This is a genomic window from Lacrimispora sphenoides JCM 1415 (genome assembly GCF_900105615.1).
GTDB classification, from domain to species: domain Bacteria; phylum Bacillota; class Clostridia; order Lachnospirales; family Lachnospiraceae; genus Lacrimispora; species Lacrimispora sphenoides.
Window position 1 is genome coordinate 4402501 of the sequence record NZ_LT630003.1, and the last position, 21213, is coordinate 4423713.

Genomic DNA, 21213 nt, shown 5'->3' on the forward strand with positions numbered 1-21213 from the left:
AATGCCGCGGTGAATACGTTCCCGGGTCTTGTACACACCGCCCGTCACACCATGGGAGTTGGTAACGCCCGAAGTCAGTGACCCAACCGTAAGGAGGGAGCTGCCGAAGGCGGGACTGATAACTGGGGTGAAGTCGTAACAAGGTAGCCGTATCGGAAGGTGCGGCTGGATCACCTCCTTTCTAAGGAAGAAGAAGTAAGGGTTTTATATACTGTTGAGTCTTAAGTTTTCAAAGAAGTAAAAATGAATATGGAAACACCAAGAAGACAAAAGATTTCTGGTGCCGATGCGCTTAGGGGAGACACCCGTTCCCATCCCGAACACGATGGTTAAGACTTAAGCGGCCGATGGTACTATGCTGGAGACGGCATGGGAGAGCAGGTGGGTGCCAGATTACTTTAAAAAAATTCACTCTAGCGAGTGTTTTATATAGAACGGACATGTTCCAATGGGCGGAGGGAAAAGCGAAGCCTGTGTTAAAGAATGTGTTAACCTGATTCAGCAGGGCAGTGCTGTTTTATATAGCTGGTTTTTACCAGTGATTCGTGGGTTCGAGTCCATCGAGCAAGCGAATGACTGATAAACTTCAGTCAGGTGATGCCAAAAGAAAGTATTTATTGCTTTTGATGACATCGTGTATGTACCTTGAAAACCACATATTGAAATATATCTAGATAGAGTTTTTATATGTTAAAGTATAAAGACGACATCAAGACATCCGAGGTGTTACATCGAACGATGTAACCAAACAAAACTCGTTAAAGTAACCGTAACGTACGGTGAAATAACAAACCTAAGACCAGAGATACAACGCTATGTATCTTAGATTAGTAACCCGCACCCGCAGGTGAACATCGAATTGGTTAAGCTAATAAGAGCGCAGGGTGGATGCCTTGGCACTAAGAGCCGATGAAAGACGTGATAAGCTGCGAAAAGCTTCGGGGAGGAGCAAATATCCTTTGATCCGGAGATATCTGAATGGGGAAACCCAACTGAGCAAACCTCAGTTGTCGTATGGTGAATACATAGCCATACGTCGGGAACCCGGGGAACTGAAACATCTAAGTACCCGGAGGAAAAGAAAGAAAACTCGATTTCCAAAGTAGCGGCGAGCGAAATGGAAGGAGCCTAAACCAGTATGCGTGCATACTGGGGTTATGGACTGCAATAAGTGAGACGATTTGTTACCAGAACGGTCCTGGAAAGACCGGCCATAGAAAGTGAAAGCCTTGTATGGGAAAGCAATAGTCAGCGAGCAGGATCCAAAGTACCACGAGACACGAGAAACCTTGTGGGAATTCGGGGGGACCACCCCCCAAGGCTAAATACTACTTAGTGACCGATAGCGCATAGTACTGTGAAGGAAAGGTGAAAAGGACCCCGGGAGGGGAGTGAAAGAGAACCTGAAACCCTGTGTTTACAAGCTGTGGAACCACGTTAAAGGTGGAACCGCGTACTTTTTGTAGAACGGTCCGGCGAGTTACCGTTACTGGCAAGGTTAAGCACTTAAGGTGTGGAGCCGAAGGGAAACCAAGTCTTAATAGGGCGTTGAGTCAGTAAAGGTAGACCCGAAACCGGGTGATCTACCCATGTCCAGGTTGAAGTTTCCGTAAAAGGAAATGGAGGACCGAACGCACATCCGTTGAAAAGGGTGGCGATGAGGTGTGGGTAGGGGAGAAATTCCAATCGAACCCGGAGATAGCTGGTTCTCCTCGAAATAGCTTTAGGGCTAGCCTCGTATTAGTCTGCCGGAGGTAGAGCACTGAATTTCCTAGGGGGCGTCAAAGCTTACCAAAGAATATCAAACTCCGAATGCCGGCCAGATGATGTACGGGAGTCAGACTGCACGAGATAAGTTGGGTAGTCAAAAGGGAAAGAGCCCAGACCACCAGCTAAGGTCCCAAAGTGCGTGTTAAGTGGAAAAGGATGTGGGATTTCACAGACAACTAGGATGTTGGCTTAGAAGCAGCCACACATTCAAAGAGTGCGTAATAGCTCACTAGTCGAGAGGTCCTGCGCCGAAAATGTCCGGGGCTGAAACACGACACCGAAGCTGTGGAATGTATATTTATATACATTGGTAGAGGAGCATTCTTAACGCACAGAAGCATTACCGTAAGGAGATGTGGAGTGTTAAGAAGAGAGAATGCCGGAATGAGTAGCGAGATGGAGGTGAGAATCCTCCAGGCCGAATATCTAAGGTTTCCAGAGTAAAGCTGATCTGCTCTGGGTAAGTCGGGGCCTAAGGCGAGGTCGAAAGACGTAGTCGATGGACAACAGGTTGAAATTCCTGTACCGCATATTATCAGAACTGTGGGGACACAGAACCGAAGAAGAACCCGGGAATGAAAAGACCGGGGCAAGCACTGGACTGGCTGGAATGGCAAATCCACCCAGCAACAGGAAGGTGTGACGCGTACCGAACATAAGTAGGGAAGTCTTCGTAGGGGCTGTCAAGAAAAGCCGCTATTGTGTAATATGTGCCCGTACCGTAAACCGACACAGGTGGATGAGGAGAGAATCCTAAGGCCGGCGGGAGAAGCATTGTTAAGGAACTCGGCAAAATGACCCCGTAACTTCGGGATAAGGGGTGCCTGGGAAACCAGGCCGCAGAGAATAGGCTCAAGCAACTGTTTAGCAAAAACACAGGTCTATGCAAAACCGAAAGGTGAGGTATATGGGCTGACGCCTGCCCGGTGCTGGAAGGTTACGAGGAGGGGTTAGCGGCAACGCGAAGCTCTGAATTTAAGCCCCAGTAAACGGCGGCCGTAACTATAACGGTCCTAAGGTAGCGAAATTCCTTGTCGGGTAAGTTCCGACCCGCACGAAAGGCGTAATGATTTGAGCGCTGTCTCAACAATGCACCCGGTGAAATTGAAGTACCAGTGAAGATGCTGGTTACCTGCGCCAGGACGGAAAGACCCCATGGAGCTTTACTCCAGCTTGATACTGGGATTCGGTACTGCATGTACAGGATAGGTGGGAGGCTAAGAAGATAGGACGCCAGTCTTATCAGAGCCGATGTTGGGATACCACCCTTGCGGTATTGGATTTCTAACCTGCAGCCATGACCTGGCTGGGGGACAATGTCAGGCGGGGAGTTTGACTGGGGCGGTCGCCTCCGAAAGGGTATCGGAGGCGCTCAAAGGTTCCCTCAGAATGGACGGAAACCATTCGAAGAGTGCAAAGGCATAAGGGAGCTTGACTGCGACACCGACGGGTGGAGCAGGTAGGAAACTAGGACTTAGTGATCCGGTGGTATAAAGTGGGATTGCCATCGCTCAACGGATAAAAGCTACCCTGGGGATAACAGGCTTATCACTCCCAAGAGTTCACATCGACGGAGTGGTTTGGCACCTCGATGTCGGCTCATCGCATCCTGGGGCTGTAGTAGGTCCCAAGGGTTGGGCTGTTCGCCCATTAAAGCGGTACGCGAGCTGGGTTCAGAACGTCGTGAGACAGTTCGGTCCCTATCCGGCGTGGGCGTAGGATATTTGAGAGGAGCTGTCCTTAGTACGAGAGGACCGGGATGGACTGACCTCTGGTGTATCTGTTGGCTATCAAAGCCATGGCAGAGTAGCCAAGTCGGGAAGGGATAAACGCTGAAGGCATCTAAGCGTGAAGCCCCCCTCAAGATGAGATATCCCATCGCAAGAGTAAGACCCCTTGAAGACGACGAGGTAGATAGGGCAGAGGTGGAAGCATGGCAACATGTGCAGCTGACTGTCACTAATAGGTCGAGGGCTTAACCAGGTTGGTTTAGGTAAGAGGAAGAACGGATGAAAATAGATATGTAGCAATGTGTGGTTTTGAGGGTATATGCAACAGCCTTCAAAAAAGGTTTGGCCTGGTGGCTCAGCTGGTTAGAGCGCCGCCCTGTCACGGCGGAGGTCGTGGGTTCGAATCCCATCCGGGTCGTTTGAAAACTAAATTTTGTATATGGGATCTTAGCTCAGCTGGGAGAGCATCTGCCTTACAAGCAGAGGGTCATAGGTTCGAGCCCTATAGGTCCCATTCAGTATGCAAAGCAACACGCATGAGAAGATTTGTGCCGATGTGGCTCAATTGGCAGAGCAGCTGATTTGTAATCAGCAGGTTATCGGTTCGAGTCCGATCATCGGCTTGCATCACTTTAATAAAATATGGATGGGTTCCCGAGTGGCCAAAGGGGGCAGACTGTAAATCTGTTGCGACACGCTTCGATGGTTCGAATCCATCTCCATCCATTTAGTGATTAAAATCTTAATCACTGCATATACTATAATTGAATAACGCGGGGTGGAGCAGTCTGGAAGCTCGTCGGGCTCATAACCCGAAGGTCGCAGGTTCAAATCCTGCCCCCGCAATTTTTTTTGACTAATTTTATAAAAACGTGTACTAATGAAAGTACATAGGCCCAGATAGCTCAGTTGGTAGAGCAGAGGACTGAAAATCCTCGTGTCGCTGGTTCGATTCCGGCTTTGGGCATATGGGATACTAGCTCAGGTGGTAGAGCACTTGACTTTTAATCAAGTTGTCCGGGGTTCGAGTCCCCGGTGTCTCAGGACAAGCCTTGAAACAGAAATGTTTCAGGGCTTTTTATTTGCTATCATCATTCATCAAATTCTACAATCACATAATATCCCCGGTCATTGTGTTTTATCTCTTTGACAATGCCGTGATCAGATTTAATCCGGTCACGTCCTACGTAGCAGCCGGACATGGCCACTGCAGGGTCTATGATATAGCTATAGCTGCTGGTTCCTTCCCTTTCTATGATCTGAACTTCATCTCCGGCTTTAACCAGACCGGGACGCTCCATCTTAAATTCGATTAATCTCATAATATAACCATCTCCTTTTTCATTTCCAAAATTATATTATAGCTCTGCGAGAAAAAATTGTAAAGAGAGGATAAGGATGCTATACTAAAAGAGTCGGTTTATAAAGAAAAATGTAAAAAGAACAGGGAATGAGCCCAGTGGTTTATGCAGACGAAAGGCGGTTCATACTATGAATGTTACACCGAATTTATTAAAAAAGTTAATGGAATATGGAGAATCGGATTTTTATCCTTTTCACATGCCGGGACATAAAAGGCAGTATCATGGATCCTTTGCCGATAATTTTCCAAATCCTTTTTCCATAGATATTACGGAGATCGATGGTTTTGATAACCTGCACCATCCGGAAGGGATTTTAAAGGAGTCTATGGAATGGGCTTCCAGGGTATACGGGAGCAGCAGAACGTATTATCTTGTTAATGGAAGCAGCAGCGGGATCCTTAGTGCCATAAGCGGGACCGTATCAAGGGGTGGAACCATTCTTATGAGCAGAAACTGTCATAAGTCAGCGTTTCATGGAGTTTTCCTCAATCAGTTAAGCGCGGAATATATTTATCCACAAATTATACCTGAATTCGGTATTCAAGGTGGATTACTTCCGGAAAAAATCGAAGAGATGTTGATGAGCAATCGGAAGATTCAAGCGGTGTTTATTGTATCTCCAACTTATGATGGCATTGTATCTGATATTAAGGCCATTGCAGAGGTAGCTCATAAATTCCGCCTGCCACTCATTGTGGATGAAGCTCATGGAGCACACTTTTCCTTTGGAAGAGAGGTAGGATTTCCGGTTTCTGCTTTAGAACTTGGAGCGGATGTGGTGATTCAGAGCCTTCATAAAACTCTTCCTTCTTTTACTCAGACGGCTGTTATGCACGTAAAGGAAGGATATGTGGATATGGGGAGATTGGATCGCTATGTGCATATGTATCAGACCAGCAGCCCCTCCTACGTGCTGATGGCAGGGATCGAGGGCTGTATACGGTATATGGCCGGGGAAGGGCTGGAGCAGATGAGGATCTTTTCCGATAGAATAGGAGAGGTCCGAACGGCTTTGTCTAGTATGAAACACCTAAGGCTTCTTACGGATCAGGAAAAGGGGATGAATGGAATCTTTGATATGGATCTCTCTAAAATCATTGTTTCCACAAGAGGTACGGAGAAATCAGGAGCCTGGCTGGATGACAAACTGAGAGAGGAATATCATCTGGAGATGGAAATGTGCGGTTCAGACTATGTGACTGCCATAACGACACTTGCTGATACGCAGGAAGGTCTAAAACGGCTGTGTAAAGCTCTGCTTCATATTGATTCCGTGCTTTCTGCTGAGGAAGGCTGTGAAGATGAGAATTGCTTATATCAGGGGCTGGAGAGAATGCCGGAATGCCGGTTGAGCATTGCCCAAGCGATGGATGAACCGAGGCGAAGGATGGCTATTCCTGACTGCGAGGGTAAGATATCAGCAGAATTTGTTTACGTGTATCCCCCGGGGATACCCATCGTTGTACCAGGTGAGGTTTTAAAAAAGGAATCCATTGATCTGATTATGAAGTATAAAGAGCTTGGCCTTGCAGTTCAGGGGATGGAAGATGAAGAATCCAGAGAGCTTTTTGTGGTTGATGAAGCTGGAATAAATGTTAGATAGATTAAAAGATAAAATAAAAGTTAAAATAAAAGATAAAAAAGATAGGATAAAAGATGGAGCAGATAATATGGGCAAAATATTCTATGTAATGGGAAAAAGTGCTTCCGGAAAAGATACAGTTTATAAAAGACTTTTAAAGAGGCTTCCCCAATTAAAGAAAGTAGTTTTATATACCACCAGACCGATTCGGGATGGAGAAAAGGATGGGGTGGAATATTATTTTACTACCAGTGATAAGCTGGAGGAATTCCGAAAAGAACACAGGCTTATTGAGGAGAGGACTTATGAAACTGTTTATGGTCCGTGGAGCTATTTTACTGTTGATGACGGTCAGATCAATTTAGCCGGGAATAATGGATATCTGATGATCGGAACCCTGGAATCTTATGAAAAGACAAGGGCTTATTTTGGAGAGGATAGGTTGTTTCCTATTTATATTGAGGTTGAGGATGGAGACCGGCTTTTGAGAGCTATTAAACGAGAGAAGGGACAGAAGACACCTAAATATAGGGAACTTTGCAGAAGGTTTCTGGCGGATGAAGAGGATTTTAAAGAAGAAAATCTACTTAGATGCGGAATACATAAGAGATTCTGCAACCAGGAGCTGGAATCTTGCCTGGATGAGATCGTAAATGCCGTGACCGCAGAGATAGAATGAGTTGATCTTCCCCACTTCATTGCCGGAAAGGCATAAGTGGGGGGCTTACTTGATGAAGTTAAAATAAGCATGAAAGAGTTATGGAATTCCATAGCGCCTTTCATGCTTATTTTAAGGTTAAGCTTTTATTTAGCTGCAAGCCGTTTCGCCTTTGCTTCCATACGTGTCCTTGTTACATCGATAAATACAGCGGCGATGATAACCAGACCGATCACAATATATTGTACGGAACTGGAGGTATTTAAGAGTGTTAAACCATTTCGAATGGTAGAAATCATCAGGGCGCCGATTAAAGTTCCCCAGATGGTTCCTTTTCCTCCCATAAAGGAGGCACCGCCAATAATACATGCCGCAATGGCATCCGTATCATATGGTGAGATGGCAGCAGAAGGATTGGCAACAGCGGATCGTCCGACTATAACCAGTGCGGCAATGGAGCACATAAAACCGGATAAGCTGTAAACAAAAATCAGTATATTATCGGAATTGATTCCGGAAAGCCTGGCAGCTTCCGGATTACCGCCTACGCAGTAAATCATTCTTCCAAGTGCGGTTTTGTTTAAAAAGAAATGATATACGATATAGATTAATATTAAAATGATAAAGCAAAGTGGGATCCCGGAGAATCCGCCGGATACTTTAAATAAGTTGCTGGAGCCTAAAAATGTAACGGCAGCCGGAAAGTCGGAGATTGTCTTTGTTGAGACCACCAGCAGTGCCAGTCCGCACAGTACGTTTTTCATACCCAGGGTTGAAACGAAAGGATGGGGAAGATGCATTTTTGTGAGCAGGATGCCGTTTAAGAATCCAACGGAAATTCCGGTTATGATACAGACCAGGATTAATACCAGAGAGTTTGTAATGCCGAAGGATGATTTCAGCATACCCATCATACACGCGCACAGGATTGCATTTGCACCAACGGATAAGTCGATGCCTGCCGTAATCAGTACCACCAGCATGGCTGCGGAAATCAGCCCGTTAACAGCCGTTTGTCTTAGAATATTCATCATATTATTGAGTGTAAAAAATTTATCAGTTGCCAGTGATAAAACAATGAACAAAAGAACCAAGGCCAGTAAAGGAGCCACCTTTCCTATAATATCTTTCATTTTCTTCGTCTTCATCGAATTTCGCCTCCCCAAGCCGCTTTCATGATTATTTCCTGATTCAGGACATCTGTTTTTCTCGAAAGTTCACCCATGACTTTTCCTTCCCTCATGACGATTACCCGGTCACTCATTCCTATGATCTCCGGTAATTCGGAAGAAATCATGATAACACATTTTCCGGCACGGACCAGACGGTTCATGATGTTATAAACTTCGACCTTAGCACCTACGTCAATTCCTCTGGTCGGTTCATCAAATATGTAGATGTCCGCGTTTGTATTGATCCATTTTCCGATGACCACTTTTTGCTGATTGCCGCCTGACAGCTGCCCCACCACCTCATCGGCGGTGGGAGTTTTTATTTTCAAGTCACTGATATTTTCTTCGGCCAGCTGATCGATCTGTTTCTCATCAAAGAACAGGCCTTTCGTACAGCGTCTCATATTACTTAAGATCAGGTTTGTTCGGACTGATTGGGAAAGAACAAGTCCCTGCCCTTTGCGGTCTTCTGTTAAAAATGCCATCCCGCAGCGGATACCGGCTTTTGGAGACTTTATGGCCACTTTCTCCCCATTTACATAAATATCTCCGCTGTCATATGGGTCAGCACCGAATACAGCCCGGAATGTTTCGGTTCTGCCGGCGCCTACTAAACCGGCAAAACCGAGGATTTCTCCATGGTTTGCATGAAAGCTCACATCCCTTAATACACCTGCGGAGTTTAAATGCTCTACCCGGAGGGCTTCCGTACCGGTCTCCGCATCAATTTTCGGATATTGATTATCCAATGTTCTGCCTACCATGGCTGAGATCAGCGAATCGTTATCTAATTCATCCGTATTTTTTGTCAGGATGTGTTCTCCATCTCGCATGACTGTAACGCGGTCGCATAGCTCAAAGAGCTCCTCCAGCTTATGGGAGACAAAAAGAATAGCAATACCTTTTTCTTTTAAGGAACGGACTGTTTTCATTAACTGTTCCACTTCCTTTTCCCCAAGGCTGGATGTAGGTTCATCCATGATGATGAGTTTTGCATCGATCAGGACAGCTTTTGCAATTTCCACCATTTGCTGGATTCCCATACCATAGGAACCGCATTCTTTTTTTACAGCAATGTCCTGACCCAGGGAAAGCATAACTTCATGGGCTATTTCATGCATTTTGGTATAATCCAGAAACGGGCTGCCTTTCTTATTAATTGCTTTGTTAATAAAAATATTGTCTGTGACAGATAGAAGTTTAACAATATTTAATTCTTGATATACACAGGCAATACCGGCAGTTGCAGCTTCATTTGGATTCTTAAATGAAACCTTGTTTCCTTCGATGTAAATGGTGCCTTCTTCCGGAATATGTACACCGGTCAGTACCTTGATCAGGGTGGATTTACCGGCGCCGTTTTCACCGATCAGACCGTGGATCTCTCCAGGCCTGATTTGTAATGACATGTTTCGCATTGCTACTACACCAGGGAAGCGTTTTGTTACACCTTTCAGCTCAACCAAATAATTACTCATAATGCCTACAAACCTTTCTGTACATATTCAAATGGATTATTTCAGGTAGCCTTTCAGTGTTGTTAAGTATTCTTCTGCATTGTCTGCTGTAATGACTTCACAGCCGGTATCTACGAATGTATCAACGGTCTCTCCCTTTATCGCCTTAAGGGCTGTTTCAACCGCCTGATAGCCCATGGTATAAGCAGCCTGTGCACAGGTGGCCGTGATGTTGCCGTCAATGATATTCTGGACACCGCTTTGGTTGCCGTCGAAACCAACGATAATGACGTCCTTTAAACCAAGCTGTTTTACGGCATTGGATGCGCCTGCAGCCGTATCATCGTTGTGGCAGCATACGATCTGAATATCTCCGTTCTGAGCGGTTATGATATTTTCCATTACATTTGCAGCCGTATCCGGATTGGATTGGGCATACTGTATGGAAACAACCTCTACACCATTTTCTTCCAGAGCTTTTATATATCCTGCCTGACGGGCATCGCTGGTGGCATTGCCCTCAACGCCTCCGATAATAGCGGCTTTTGCACCTTTTCCGGCTTTTTTAGCTGCGAATAAACCACCCTGGTAAGCTGCGTTGTCGTTACCGGTTCCCACGAAGGAGACCTTTCCTGGTATTTCCGCATCAGTGTCAACGGTGATAACAGGAATTTTAACATCTCCGATTACACTTGCTACAGAGTCTGATTGAAGGGGGGAGATGACAAATGCATCTACACCGCCGGAGAGCATGGTTTCGATCATATTGTTCTGTTCATCATAAGCAGTTTCAGAGGCCGGACCCTGCAGATCAACCTTAACCCCTAAATCCTTGGAGGCCGCTTGAACACCTGCCGCAACATATCCCCAGTATTCACTGGAAAGTGTTTTCAGAATAACGCCAACGGTGATATCCCCGGAAGCAGTTTTTTCTGTTGCAGTTGGCTGTGAAACAGTCTTTTGTTCCCCGCAGCCAGTTACGGAAGCCAGTATAGCAGATACTAACAGCATGGATAAAATCTTTCTTTTCATTACTTTTAATCTCCCTTCCTACTCTCAATCGTTTTGATAGGTACAATGAATGATATGTGTTTGTTATTTTAACAGTAAAAAGAGGATGAAACAATGGTATATTTTGTGCTAAATGGGGGTGTATTTTTCGAAATCAGCTTTTTTATAATAAAAAAAGCCTTATTATTTTTAAAAATAAGACTTTTTTATGGTTAAAGTTTACAACAAACTTCCATTTGAAAGAGTTAATCCATTGCTATTGCTCCATTGTGAAAGGTAATATTCTTACCTTCCATGGTGTAAGCTTCTGCAATCTGGTTCGTAATGATGATTACAGAGATTCCTGACTTCAAAACTTCTTTCAGCAGGTTAATGGTGATCTGACGCATTTGAAAATCAACGGAGGAAAATGGTTTTATGCATACCAGGACCAGCGGCCGAACAAAAATCCAGCGGTAATATAAAAGCTTTAGTTTGCATTCATCACTGACCGAGTATGTTTTTTTCATCAATTCCTCTTCGCTGAATATTCCATCTAACAGGTACCGGGTCATCTTTCTGTATTTTTTTCTCAGAAAGAACTTTTTTTTATTTCGCTGGATCATAAACGTCATGTGGTCTAAAACGGTCATATCGGCGAACAGCATTTCTTCCATTGGCCTTGCTTCGATGAAGGCGATGCCATCCCGGATGGACTGGTGAACGGATTGAAAGGAATATTCTTTTCCGTTTAATAAAATTTTACCTGCTTCAAATCCACATTCTCCCTGCAGAATTGGAAGGATATTTCTGCATTCTGCAGAATCCAGGTCCAATATGTTTAAAACTTCTCCTGCATTTAACGATAGAGTAAAAACGGGAAGATCCGGCAGCTTTACATTTTGGAATTCAAGAACCGTTTTTTTATCAATCTGCTTTTGTAATAAGTCATTTCTTTTTAAGGTGTTTTTTCTGGTCTTTTCAAACAATTCCATATAGGTCTGAAATTTAGAGAAATCTTCCCGGTTCATATGGCCGATGGTCCTGCCGTTTTTGATAATCGTTATTTCATCGGCATATTTGTATAATTTGGTGGAGCTGTTTACAATGTAGAGGAACGTCATACCCCGGTCTTTTAATTTTGTCACCAGAGCAAAGAAGTTTTTGAGCTGCTCTTCTGTCATGATCATTTCGATATCCGTTATAACGGCCAGACTGCATCCGGAGACATAAGCGCGCATTAACTCGGCTTGTTTCTGCATGCCGGGGTCCAGCATGTGGGCTTTAGCAAGCAGGGGAATGGAAATATCCCAATCCTTAAAGAGTTTCGGAGCGTGCCTGCAGAGAGGATTTACCCGGCTCCAGAAGGGGACCCTGCCGCTGGCCACGAAAATGTTCTCAGCGACACTCAGCTCAGAAAAGATTCCTTTGTTGCGGCCGATAAATGCAGTCTGCTTTAACATCTGTTCCTGAATTTTGGAGGATACTATTTTTTCCCCTTTATAATAGGACCAGCCGTAGCCTGGTTTTAAGTTTCCGTACAGAAGCTGCAGGAAATATTCTTTTTCAATGGTATTGTTGACGATGACACAGCAGATTTCTCCCTCAAATGCCCGAAAGAAGAGTCCATTTAAATAAGCCTGGCCATCCATGGAACAGTGTATATTTTCATAACGGATCACTTCTTTTTTCATCATCCAATCCCTTCTGTCTGCTCAAACATATAAGGAAGTGTGAGACATACTTCGGTTCCGATTCTGGGAGTGCTTAAAATGTGGATGCCATATTCGTCACCCATGAGAAGACGGATTCTGGAATTTACATTTATGAGTGCGATTCCTCCCTTTCCTCCTTCATTGGCGGAACTGTCATTGGCATCCATTCGGGAAAGCTTTTCATTGAGGCAGCCAAGCCTGGCTTCTTCAATGCCGATCCCGTCATCAACCACGGAAAGATAAAGTACGGTATCACTGTGCTCGATGTCAATGACAATGGTTCCCCCTGAAACCTTAGGTTCCAATCCGTGTTTAATGGCATTCTCCACGATTGGCTGGAGAGTTAGCTTGGGGATCCGGGTTTTTAAAATTTCTTCATCATCCAGGGGCAATTTGATTTTTAATTCCAGCTTATCATCAAAGCGGTATTTCTGTATTAAAAAATAATTTTCTACATTGTTAAGCTCTTCCTGAAGGGTGCTGAGACTCTCCATTTTTGAAGTTGTATAGCGGAAGAATACAGCAAGAGCCTCTGTGATCTTTCCGATTTCCGGGACTCCCGCCATAATCGCATCGGAACGTATGGATTCCAGTACATTATAGAGGAAATGAGGGTTGATCTGATTTTGTAGGGCTAAGTATCTTGCCTGCTGTTTGGCATTTTCCATTATTTTATCCTTGTCCAGGATGGTGTGTACCTTTAAAAGCAGGGCATCTGTATCCGGTGAGATTCCTTCCAGATTTTTAAATATTTCGGTAAAAATAATCCCATCGTTGAAAAGCTCTATTTTTTTCCGGATGGTCCGAAAGGGTTCTAAAATCATAATTTTACCTATAGCAAGCATGAGGAAAAAGGATAACAGCATACTCCACGCCATAACTGTATATAGGATGGATTCCGTCAATTCCGGCCTAAGCAGAATCAGAAAGAACAGGATCAGGGCAAGACAGCTCCATGAAATCATGGCTCTTATCCAGATCAGAATCCGTTTTTTTAACCATTGTTTTTTCAAAGGATCTCCTCCCCTTTTCAGCGTTCCAGAAACATTTTGCGGTATTCATTGGGAGAGACGCCCAGCGCCTTTTTAAACTGTTTGGTAAAAAATTTGATATCACTGTAACCAACCAGTTCCGCTACTTCGCTTACGTTCCGCTCTTTTTCCACCAGAAGCTTTTTGGCGGCCTCTATCCTTACCATCTGTATATATTCGGTCAGTGTTTTCCCTGTTTCTTTTTTAAATAAGTATGAAAAATAGGTATAGCTGAAACCGGCGTTTTTTGCCAGCTCTTCCAGCTTTATTTGAACGCCCTTGTTTTTTTCTATATAGTGCTTGGCATAAGCAACCGGTTTTATTTCCCTGCTTTTTAAATGGCTCAGAACTTCAAGCAATGATTTTGTAAGGGTCTCTTCCAGGAGTTCAAAAGCCTGGTCAAGGCTGATGCAATGCTCATACATTTCAGAGAAGTAAGCGGCTTTTCCGCTTTTGTCCAGAGAGGCATCAAGAAGTTCAAACCAGTCCAGATAATTATGGGCCAGCCGGAGCAGCTCCATTTTAATATCAAGCCCGGAGATGTTTTTTTCCGTTTGCATGATTTGTTTTGCATCATTTAAGCAGCTTTTTATTTCTTCCGGTTCAAAGGATTCCGGTCTGTCTTCTAACAGCCTGGAAATCTCTGCGGTTAAGGAGTTCTTTTCTTCTGATCCGGCAGCAGGCGCATTCAATTTCGACACCGTATTGGCATCCGTAAGGAGCCGGTTGTACATGGCGATCCGGCTGTACTGTATCTGCCTGATCAGTTCCTCGTCTGTATCCACCTGCTCTGTGATGATAGCTGAAAAGTATATCTTTGGAAATAGATCCTGAAGTCCCATGACCCGGTCTCTGACATGGTTTAAGGCCTTCATCAGTTCTTCCTTATCTGAAGGTTCATGGAACAGTAATAAAAATATTCCCTCTTCGGATGCCTCAATCGTTAAATCTCCTTCTTCAGAAGCAAATTCGACCTGAAGGATCTCAATCGTTTTATCAATTAAAAGCTGATAAGCATCTTTTGTAAAATCCTTATACTCAATATCCGGCTTCACAACCAGACACCGGCCGCCCTGGTTAACAACCCGGGACGGATTGATTTTTCGAACTTCTTTTAATACGGACTCAGGCTTTTCCTCCGGTTTTTGCTCCAATACCATTTTTAGAAATACCCGTTTAAACTCTCCGGAATAGTTTCTTATGGTTTCTTCTAAGTGCATCTGGACTTCCTGGCTGCTTTTCTGCTCCAAGGTTTCTTTGACCAGTTTTTTTAACGTACGGGTCAGGTCATCCTGGTTAATTGGCTTCAGCAAATAATCCCGTACTCCGTACCGGATTCCCTGTTGTGCGTATTGAAAGTCCTTATAGCCGCTTATGATAATGCATTTAAGAGAAGCATTCTGCTTCTTGGCCTCTTCAATCAGCTGGAGGCCATCCATACCCGGCATTCTGATGTCCGTAAGCAGAACGTCAGGTTTCTTTTCCTGAATCAGCTGAAATGCAGAAATGCCATCATAAGCAACCCCCAATAGCTTTACCCCTATCTCATCCCAGTCGATCAAATATTCTAAAAGCCTGCAGATTTTCTTTTCGTCGTCTGCTATTATTATTCCTAAAATTGAAATCATCCCCTATTGTTTTAATTCCGATACAAATACCTTCTCTTCTCAGTATACTTCACCGGGTTTATAATCTCAACTTAAAAAGTTTATGTGCTGAAAAATATTGACTGAAAATGTGCAGAAATGCGGGAAATGAGAAAGGATTTGCCAATACTTCTTTCTTGTGGTGATAAACGTTCTATGTTATAATTAGTTAAATTCGTTTTTCCGTTTTCAGAGACAGGGAGGACGGATTAGACAACAGTGACAGGGGGGTGCCTCTATGCCAGGGTTTAAAGATATCATCGGCCATGAGAGAATCAAAGAACATTTGCAAAAAGCCATTGAATCAAATCATGTTTCCCATGCGTACATTTTGACAGGGGAAGCGGGGATGGGGCGTAAGTCCCTGGCCAATGCATTTGCAATGACCCTTCTCTGTGAAAAGGGAAAGAGTGAGCCATGTATGCAGTGCCATGCATGCAAGCAGGTCATGAGCGAAAACCATCCGGATCTGATTTATTTATCCCATGAGAAGTCAGGAAGCATTGGCGTTGACGATATCAGGGACCAGATAAATAACACCATAATGATACGCCCTTATAGCAGTTACTATAAGATTTACATTGTGGATGAAGCGGAAAAGATGACGGTTCAGGCCCAGAATGCCCTGTTAAAGACGATTGAAGAACCTCCTTCTTATGCGGTTATTATGCTGCTTACGACCAATCAGGAGGCATTTCTTCCCACCATTCTTTCCAGATGTGTGCAGTTAAAGCTTAAGCCTTTGCAGGATTCGGTGGTAAGATCCTTTTTAACAGGATCTTTGGGAATCGCAGAGAGCAAAGCGGAGATTTATGCAGCATTTGCCAGAGGGAATCTTGGAAGGGCGATACATCTGGCTTCTTCTGAGGAGTTTCAGGTAATGTATAAGGAATTGATCCATATGCTGAAGCACATCAAGGATATGGATATTGTGGAGCTGCTTTTTTACATTAAGAAGATGAAAGATGAAAATCTGGATATCTATGACTGCCTTGATTTTATGCAGCTATGGTACCGGGATGTTTTAATGTATAAAGTGACTCAGGATATTAATCTTCTGGTTTTCAGGGAAGAATACAATACAATGAAAGAGATGAGCGCTGCCAGTGCTTATGATGGCATTGAGATGATATTAAAGGCCATTGACAAGGCCAGGATCCGTCTGGATGCCAATGTCAATACGGAGCTGGCTATGGAGCTCATGCTGCTTGTTATGAAGGAGAATTAATTTATGATAAAGGTAATAGGCGTTCGGTTCCGCAACGCAGGAAAAATTTATTACTTTGATCCCATGAGCCTGGAGGTACGGACCGGGGATCATGTAATTGTGGAAACTGCCCGGGGAGTAGAATATGGTTACGTTGTCCTTGGATGCCGGGAAGTGGAAGACGATAAAGTAGTTCAGCCCTTAAAGCCGGTGATCCGTATGGCAACCAAGGCTGACGATGAAGTGGAAAAAAGAAATCATGAAAAGGAAAAGGAAGCATTTAAGATCTGCAAAGAGAAGATCAGAAAGCACGGTCTTCAGATGAAGCTGATTGATGCGGAATATACCTTTGATAATAATAAGGTACTGTTTTATTTTACTGCGGACGGAAGAATCGATTTCAGGGAGCTTGTCAAGGATCTGGCTTCTGTATTCAAGACCAGGATCGAGCTTCGTCAGGTAGGAGTCCGGGATGAGACAAAGATCGTGGGAGGAATCGGCATCTGCGGAAGAACCTTATGCTGCCATTCCTACCTTTCAGAATTCATACCTGTATCCATTAAGATGGCAAAAGAGCAGAATCTGTCTTTAAATCCCACCAAGATATCCGGAGTTTGCGGAAGGCTTATGTGCTGCTTAAAGAATGAAGAGGAAACCTATGAGGAGCTTAACAGCAAGCTTCCCAATGTAGGTGATTTTGTGACAACGGATGACGGACTTAAGGGAGAGGTACATTCCGTAAGCGTTTTAAGGCAGCTGGTAAAGGTGGTTGTAACCATTAAGGATGAAAAAGAAATCCGGGAATACCGGGTGGATCAGCTGAAGTTTAAGCCCAGACGCCGTCGGGAGAAGGCTCAGGTAACAGATGAGGAGTTAAGGGCATTAGAGGCTCTTGAAAAGAAAGAAGGAAAGTCTAAGTTAGATGACAATTGATTTAAAAGAAAATGAACGTATAGATGATCTGCAAAGAAACGGATATCAGATCATACAGAACCGGGATGGGTTCTGCTTTGGTATGGATGCGGTTCTTCTTTCGGGCTTTGCGCTGGTAAAGCAGGGGGAAAAGGCGATAGATTTAGGGACAGGCACCGGGATCATCCCCCTCCTTTTGGAGGCTAAAAATCAGGGCCTTCATTATACCGGGCTGGAGATTCAGGAAGCGATGGCGGAAATGGCCAGAAGGAGCGTAGCCTTAAATCATCTGGAAGAAAAAATATCCATTGTTACGGGAGATATAAAGGAAGCCAGCCGTTTATTTGGCGCGGCTTCCTTTGACGTAGTGACCTCTAATCCCCCGTATATGAACGATTCTCACGGCCTTAAGAATCCGGAACTGCCTAAGGCCATTGCCCGTCACGAGGTGTTATGCACCCTTCATGATGTAACAAGAGAAGCAGCAAAGCTTTTGCGACCGGGCGGGAGGTTTTACATGGTACACCGGCCTCACCGGCTGGTTGAGATTATAACGGCTTTAAAAAGCTGTGGTTTGGAGCCAAAGCGGATGAAGATGGTTCATCCCTATGTGGACAGAGAAGCCAACATGGTTCTCATTGAAGCTGTAAGGGGAGGAAGATCCATGATCAAGGTGGAGGCTCCTGTTATTGTATATAAAGAACCAGGTGTGTATACGGATGAGATCTATACCATTTACGGGTATTGATGACGAAAAAGAGGAAACGGCTGGGAGCAGGAAAATTGGAAGAGAATAAAGGAAAGTTATTTTTGTGTGCAACGCCCATAGGGAATCTTGATGATATTACCCTGAGGGTTTTAAATACGTTAAAGGAAGTGGATTTGATCGCGGCGGAAGATACCCGACACAGCATCAAGCTTTTAAACCATTTTGATATTAAGACACCCATGACGAGCTACCATGAGTATAATAAGGTGGAAAAAGCCAGGTACCTGGTGGAGCAGATGAAACAAGGAGTTCAGATTGCCTTAATCACAGATGCAGGGACGCCGGGTATCTCGGATCCTGGAGAGGAACTGGTAAAGCAGTGCTATGAGGCAGGGATTGAGCTGACATCTCTTCCCGGACCGGCAGCCTGTATTACGGCTCTCACTCTTTCCGGGCTTGGTACCAGACGTTTTTCCTTTGAAGCGTTTTTACCGACGGATAAGAAGGAGAAGCAGTGGATTTTAGAGGAGCTTAAGGAAGAGACCAGGACCATGATCATTTACGAAGCACCTCACCGGCTTGTCAGAACCTTAAAGGAGCTTTATGAGGCTTTGGGAGACCGGAGGATCACCATTTGCAGGGAGCTTACGAAACGTTTTGAAACTGCGTTTCGAACAACCTTTTTGGAAGCCTTAAAGGCTTATGAAGAGGAAGATCCAAAGGGCGAGTGTGTCATCGTCATAGAGGGAAAGAGTATCAGGGAGAAAATAGAGGAAAGATCCATGGCTTCCCGGGAGATGTCCATGGAGGAACACATGGAGCTTTACGAAAGCCAGGGGATAGACCGGAAGGAAGCAATGCGCATGGTGGCAAAGGACAGGGGAATCAGCAAGAGAGAGGTTTATCAGTACCTGTTGAACCATGAATTGTAAAATTTCTCTTGACAATCTGCGTATCATTTTATAAAATTACTTTGATATTCAAAATATTTGAAATATAAAACAATCCAACGCGGCATGGTTCCCTCAGAGGTGGGAGACATGGATGGGGGAATTTATGACAACAAGAATAATAGGAACAGGTTCAGCTGTCCCGGAGCAAGTGGTAACCAATGACGATCTGGCAGGGTTTGTGGATACCAGTGATGAGTGGATAAGGACCAGGACCGGAATAAAGGAAAGACGGATCGCATCGGCGGAGTCGGGAACCTCTGATCTGGCCATTCAGGCTGCAAAAGAGGCGCTTATTAATGCCGATGTATCGGCAGATGAACTGGATATCATCATTTTAGCCACTTCTTCTGCGGACTGCTGTTTCCCCAGCGGCGCCTGTGAGGTACAGGCGGCAATCGGAGCTCACAGGGCAGCTGCTTTTGATTTAAGTGCGGCATGCTCCGGATTTGTTTATGCCCTAAATACAGTTCACGGCTTTATTAAGGCCGGGATCTACCGGACCGGGCTCGTGATCGGGGCGGATACCTTAAGTAAGCTGATAGACTGGAATGACAGAAGCACCTGTGTTCTGTTCGGGGATGGAGCCGGAGCGGCTGTCGTCCGGGCAGAAGAAAAGGGGATACTTCACATGACCATGGGAGCGGATGGCACCAGGGGAAGCGCTCTGGAATGCGGAGGAAGGACCACAGGAAACTTCCTCACTGGAGAGAAGCCGGAGCTTGGATATATGACCATGGACGGCCAGGAAGTGTTCAAATTTGCAGTCAAGACTGTGCCGGAGGCCATTAAACAGGTAGTGGAAGAAAGCGGAACCGACATAGAAGAAATTAAATATTTTATTCTGCATCAGGCAAATTACCGGATTTTTGAATCCATCGCAAAGCGGTTGAAGATACCTATGGAAAAATTTCCTACCAATCTGGAACGGTTTGGAAATACATCAGGAGCAACCATACCAATCCTTTTGGATGAGATGAACCGGGAAGGAAAGTTACAGCGGGGAGATAAACTCGTATTTGCCGGCTTTGGAGCAGGATTAACCTGGGGAGCCACTCTTTTGGAGTGGTAATGATTTCAGCTAATACTTTGAAACTCAAAGTAATAGAATAAAAATAATAAGAATGAAAATGAAAGAGGAGATTGAATGATGTTAGAGAAAATGCAGGAAATTATCGCAGAGCAGTTAAACGTGGAGGCAAGTAAAATTACCGCCGAATCCTCCTTCAAAGAGGACTTAGGAGCAGATTCTCTGGATTTGTTTGAGCTTGTTATGGCTCTTGAGGATGAGTATTCTGTTGAAATTCCATCTGAGGATTTAGAGAAACTGACTACGGTTCAGCAGGTTATGGACTATTTAAAAGCGAAGGGCGTGGAAGCGTAATGAAAACCAGAATTACCGAACTTTTGGGAGTGGAACATCCGATTATCCAGGGCGGTATGGCCTGGGTGGCTGAGCATCATCTGGCCGCTGCCGTGTCGGAAGCCGGAGGTTTAGGCCTCATCGGCGGGGCAAATGCTCCCGGCGAGGTGGTACGGGCGGAGATCCGCAAGGCAAAGGAACTGACGGGAAAAACCATCGGCGTCAATGTCATGCTGTTAAGCCCTCACGCAGAGGATGTGGCAAAGGTAGTGGTGGAGGAAGGCATCAAGGTGGTGACCACCGGAGCCGGAAACCCGGAAAAATATATGGATATGTGGAAGGCAGCAGGAATCAAGGTGATTCCGGTGGTGGCTTCTGTGGCTCTGGCAAAGAGAATGGAGAAATACGGCGCAGATGCAGTAGTGGCAGAAGGATGTGAATCCGGCGGCCATATCGGCGAACAGACGACCATGACGTTAGTTCCCCAGATAGTGGATGCAGTATCCATACCGGTGATCGCTGCCGGCGGTATCGGAGACGGACGGGGAATCGCCGCAGCATTTATGCTGGGAGCAGAGGCTGTCCAGATCGGAACCAGGTTTGTAGTTGCAAAGGAATCCATTGTCCATGACAACTACAAGCAGCGGATCATTAAGGCAAAGGATATTGATTCTGCAGTAACCGGACGCAGCCATGGCCATCCCGTAAGGTCTTTGAGGAACCAGATGACCAGGGAGTATGCTAGACTGGAAGAGGAAGGCAAGTCCTTTGAAGAATTGGAATATATGACCCTTGGAACTCTAAGAAAAGCGGTTCAGGAGGGGGATATCACAAACGGTACGGTTATGGCCGGACAGATTGCAGGTATGATTTCCAGGGAACAGACCTGCAAAGAAATGATTGATGAGATGATGGAACAGGCAGAACGATTGCTTGGCCGTTAAAGAGGAGTTTATT

At 44.9% G+C, this 21213-nt stretch carries 16 protein-coding genes, 7 tRNA genes and 3 rRNA genes (1 of these 26 only partly in view); 19 read left to right on the forward strand and 7 right to left on the reverse strand.

Going from position 1 to position 21213, the window contains the following annotated elements; all coding sequences use genetic code 11:
* The 10 genes from BMX69_RS19845 to BMX69_RS19890 all read left to right on the forward strand — a co-directional run.
* Positions 1 to 181, forward strand: a 16S ribosomal RNA gene (locus BMX69_RS19845); it begins 1351 nt to the left of the window's first position.
* Positions 182 to 276: 95 nt separating this feature from the next.
* Positions 277 to 394 (forward strand): 5S ribosomal RNA (gene rrf, locus BMX69_RS19850).
* Positions 395 to 861: 467 nt separating this feature from the next.
* Positions 862 to 3753: ribosomal RNA gene (locus BMX69_RS19855) — 23S ribosomal RNA — on the forward strand.
* Together the 16S, 23S and 5S rRNA genes with 7 tRNA genes alongside form the textbook arrangement of a ribosomal RNA operon.
* Before the next feature lie 91 nt (positions 3754 to 3844).
* Positions 3845 to 3918 (forward strand) — tRNA-Asp (locus BMX69_RS19860).
* Positions 3919 to 3941: 23 nt separating this feature from the next.
* Positions 3942 to 4014, forward strand: a tRNA-Val gene (locus BMX69_RS19865).
* Between the two features lie 36 nt (positions 4015 to 4050).
* Positions 4051 to 4123, forward strand: a tRNA-Thr gene (locus tag BMX69_RS19870).
* A gap of 21 nt (positions 4124 to 4144) precedes the next feature.
* Positions 4145 to 4226: transfer RNA gene (locus BMX69_RS19875), tRNA-Tyr, on the forward strand.
* Between the two features lie 46 nt (positions 4227 to 4272).
* Positions 4273 to 4346, forward strand: a tRNA-Met gene (locus BMX69_RS19880).
* A gap of 48 nt (positions 4347 to 4394) precedes the next feature.
* Positions 4395 to 4467 (forward strand) — tRNA-Phe (locus tag BMX69_RS19885).
* Between the two features lie 3 nt (positions 4468 to 4470).
* Positions 4471 to 4543: transfer RNA gene (locus tag BMX69_RS19890), tRNA-Lys, on the forward strand.
* Between the two features lie 48 nt (positions 4544 to 4591).
* Here BMX69_RS19890 and BMX69_RS19895 read toward each other — a convergent pair.
* Positions 4592 to 4822, reverse strand: coding sequence for a hypothetical protein (locus BMX69_RS19895; protein WP_025230668.1), 231 nt, complete (start codon positions 4820 to 4822; stop codon positions 4592 to 4594).
* Between the two features lie 169 nt (positions 4823 to 4991).
* On the opposite strand from BMX69_RS19895, the gene BMX69_RS19900 reads away from it, so the two are divergent.
* The gene (locus tag BMX69_RS19900) at positions 4992 to 6467 is read left to right on the forward strand and encodes an aminotransferase class I/II-fold pyridoxal phosphate-dependent enzyme (protein WP_100043313.1); all 1476 of its coding nucleotides are present in this window, start codon (positions 4992 to 4994) and stop codon (positions 6465 to 6467) included.
* A 67-nt stretch (positions 6468 to 6534) separates the two neighbouring features.
* Positions 6535 to 7125: a guanylate kinase gene (locus BMX69_RS19905; protein WP_054792004.1), complete on the forward strand. Its 591-nt coding sequence runs from the start codon at positions 6535 to 6537 to the stop codon at positions 7123 to 7125.
* Between the two features lie 125 nt (positions 7126 to 7250).
* On the opposite strand, the gene BMX69_RS19910 is transcribed toward BMX69_RS19905, so the two are convergent.
* The 6 genes from BMX69_RS19910 to BMX69_RS19935 form a co-directional block, all read right to left on the reverse strand.
* Positions 7251 to 8252: an ABC transporter permease gene (locus tag BMX69_RS19910; RefSeq protein WP_025230671.1), complete on the reverse strand. Its 1002-nt coding sequence runs from the start codon at positions 8250 to 8252 to the stop codon at positions 7251 to 7253.
* Positions 8249 to 9754, reverse strand: coding sequence for a sugar ABC transporter ATP-binding protein (locus BMX69_RS19915; protein WP_100043314.1), 1506 nt, complete (start codon positions 9752 to 9754; stop codon positions 8249 to 8251). The genes BMX69_RS19910 and BMX69_RS19915 overlap by 4 nt, the downstream gene beginning before the upstream one ends.
* Positions 9755 to 9790: 36 nt before the next feature.
* Entirely contained in the window at positions 9791 to 10765 is a 975-nt protein-coding gene (locus BMX69_RS19920) for a sugar ABC transporter substrate-binding protein (RefSeq protein ID WP_100043315.1), read from the reverse strand.
* 224 nt (positions 10766 to 10989) lie between these two features.
* The gene (locus BMX69_RS19925; RefSeq protein WP_100043316.1) at positions 10990 to 12420 is read right to left on the reverse strand and encodes a sugar ABC transporter ATP-binding protein; all 1431 of its coding nucleotides are present in this window, start codon (positions 12418 to 12420) and stop codon (positions 10990 to 10992) included.
* Entirely contained in the window at positions 12417 to 13451 is a 1035-nt protein-coding gene (locus BMX69_RS19930; RefSeq protein ID WP_100043317.1) for a sensor histidine kinase, read from the reverse strand. Before BMX69_RS19930 ends, BMX69_RS19925 begins: the two co-directional genes overlap by 4 nt.
* A 17-nt stretch (positions 13452 to 13468) precedes the next feature.
* Positions 13469 to 15097 (reverse strand): response regulator transcription factor, encoded by a 1629-nt coding sequence (locus tag BMX69_RS19935; protein ID WP_100043318.1) that lies wholly within the window; start codon positions 15095 to 15097, stop codon positions 13469 to 13471.
* A 256-nt stretch (positions 15098 to 15353) separates the two neighbouring features.
* Here BMX69_RS19935 and holB point away from each other — a divergent pair, with 256 nt between their 5' ends.
* The 7 genes from holB to fabK all read left to right on the forward strand — a co-directional run bounded on the left by holB (position 15354) and on the right by fabK (position 21200).
* Positions 15354 to 16343 (forward strand): DNA polymerase III subunit delta', encoded by a 990-nt coding sequence (holB, locus tag BMX69_RS19940; protein ID WP_100043319.1) that lies wholly within the window; start codon positions 15354 to 15356, stop codon positions 16341 to 16343.
* A 3-nt stretch (positions 16344 to 16346) separates the two neighbouring features.
* Positions 16347 to 17255 (forward strand): PSP1 domain-containing protein, encoded by a 909-nt coding sequence (locus tag BMX69_RS19945; RefSeq protein WP_025230678.1) that lies wholly within the window; start codon positions 16347 to 16349, stop codon positions 17253 to 17255.
* Positions 17245 to 17982: a tRNA1(Val) (adenine(37)-N6)-methyltransferase gene (locus BMX69_RS19950; protein ID WP_100043320.1), complete on the forward strand. Its 738-nt coding sequence runs from the start codon at positions 17245 to 17247 to the stop codon at positions 17980 to 17982. The genes BMX69_RS19945 and BMX69_RS19950 overlap by 11 nt, the downstream gene beginning before the upstream one ends.
* Positions 17982 to 18875 carry a 16S rRNA (cytidine(1402)-2'-O)-methyltransferase gene (gene rsmI, locus BMX69_RS19955; protein ID WP_051515223.1) on the forward strand — a complete coding sequence of 298 codons (894 nt, stop codon included), beginning with the start codon at positions 17982 to 17984 and terminating at the stop codon, positions 18873 to 18875. Before BMX69_RS19950 ends, rsmI begins: the two co-directional genes overlap by 1 nt.
* 124 nt (positions 18876 to 18999) lie before the next feature.
* Positions 19000 to 19965 carry a beta-ketoacyl-ACP synthase III gene (locus tag BMX69_RS19960; protein ID WP_100043902.1) on the forward strand — a complete coding sequence of 322 codons (966 nt, stop codon included), beginning with the start codon at positions 19000 to 19002 and terminating at the stop codon, positions 19963 to 19965.
* 78 nt (positions 19966 to 20043) lie between these two features.
* A complete protein-coding gene (gene acpP / locus BMX69_RS19965; RefSeq protein WP_025230682.1) occupies positions 20044 to 20277 on the forward strand; it encodes an acyl carrier protein in 234 nt (77 codons plus the stop codon).
* Positions 20277 to 21200, forward strand: a complete 924-nt coding sequence (gene fabK, locus BMX69_RS19970; RefSeq protein WP_092241458.1) for an enoyl-[acyl-carrier-protein] reductase FabK — start codon at positions 20277 to 20279, stop codon at positions 21198 to 21200. The genes acpP and fabK overlap by 1 nt, the downstream gene beginning before the upstream one ends.
* Positions 21201 to 21213: the final 13 nt, after the last annotated feature.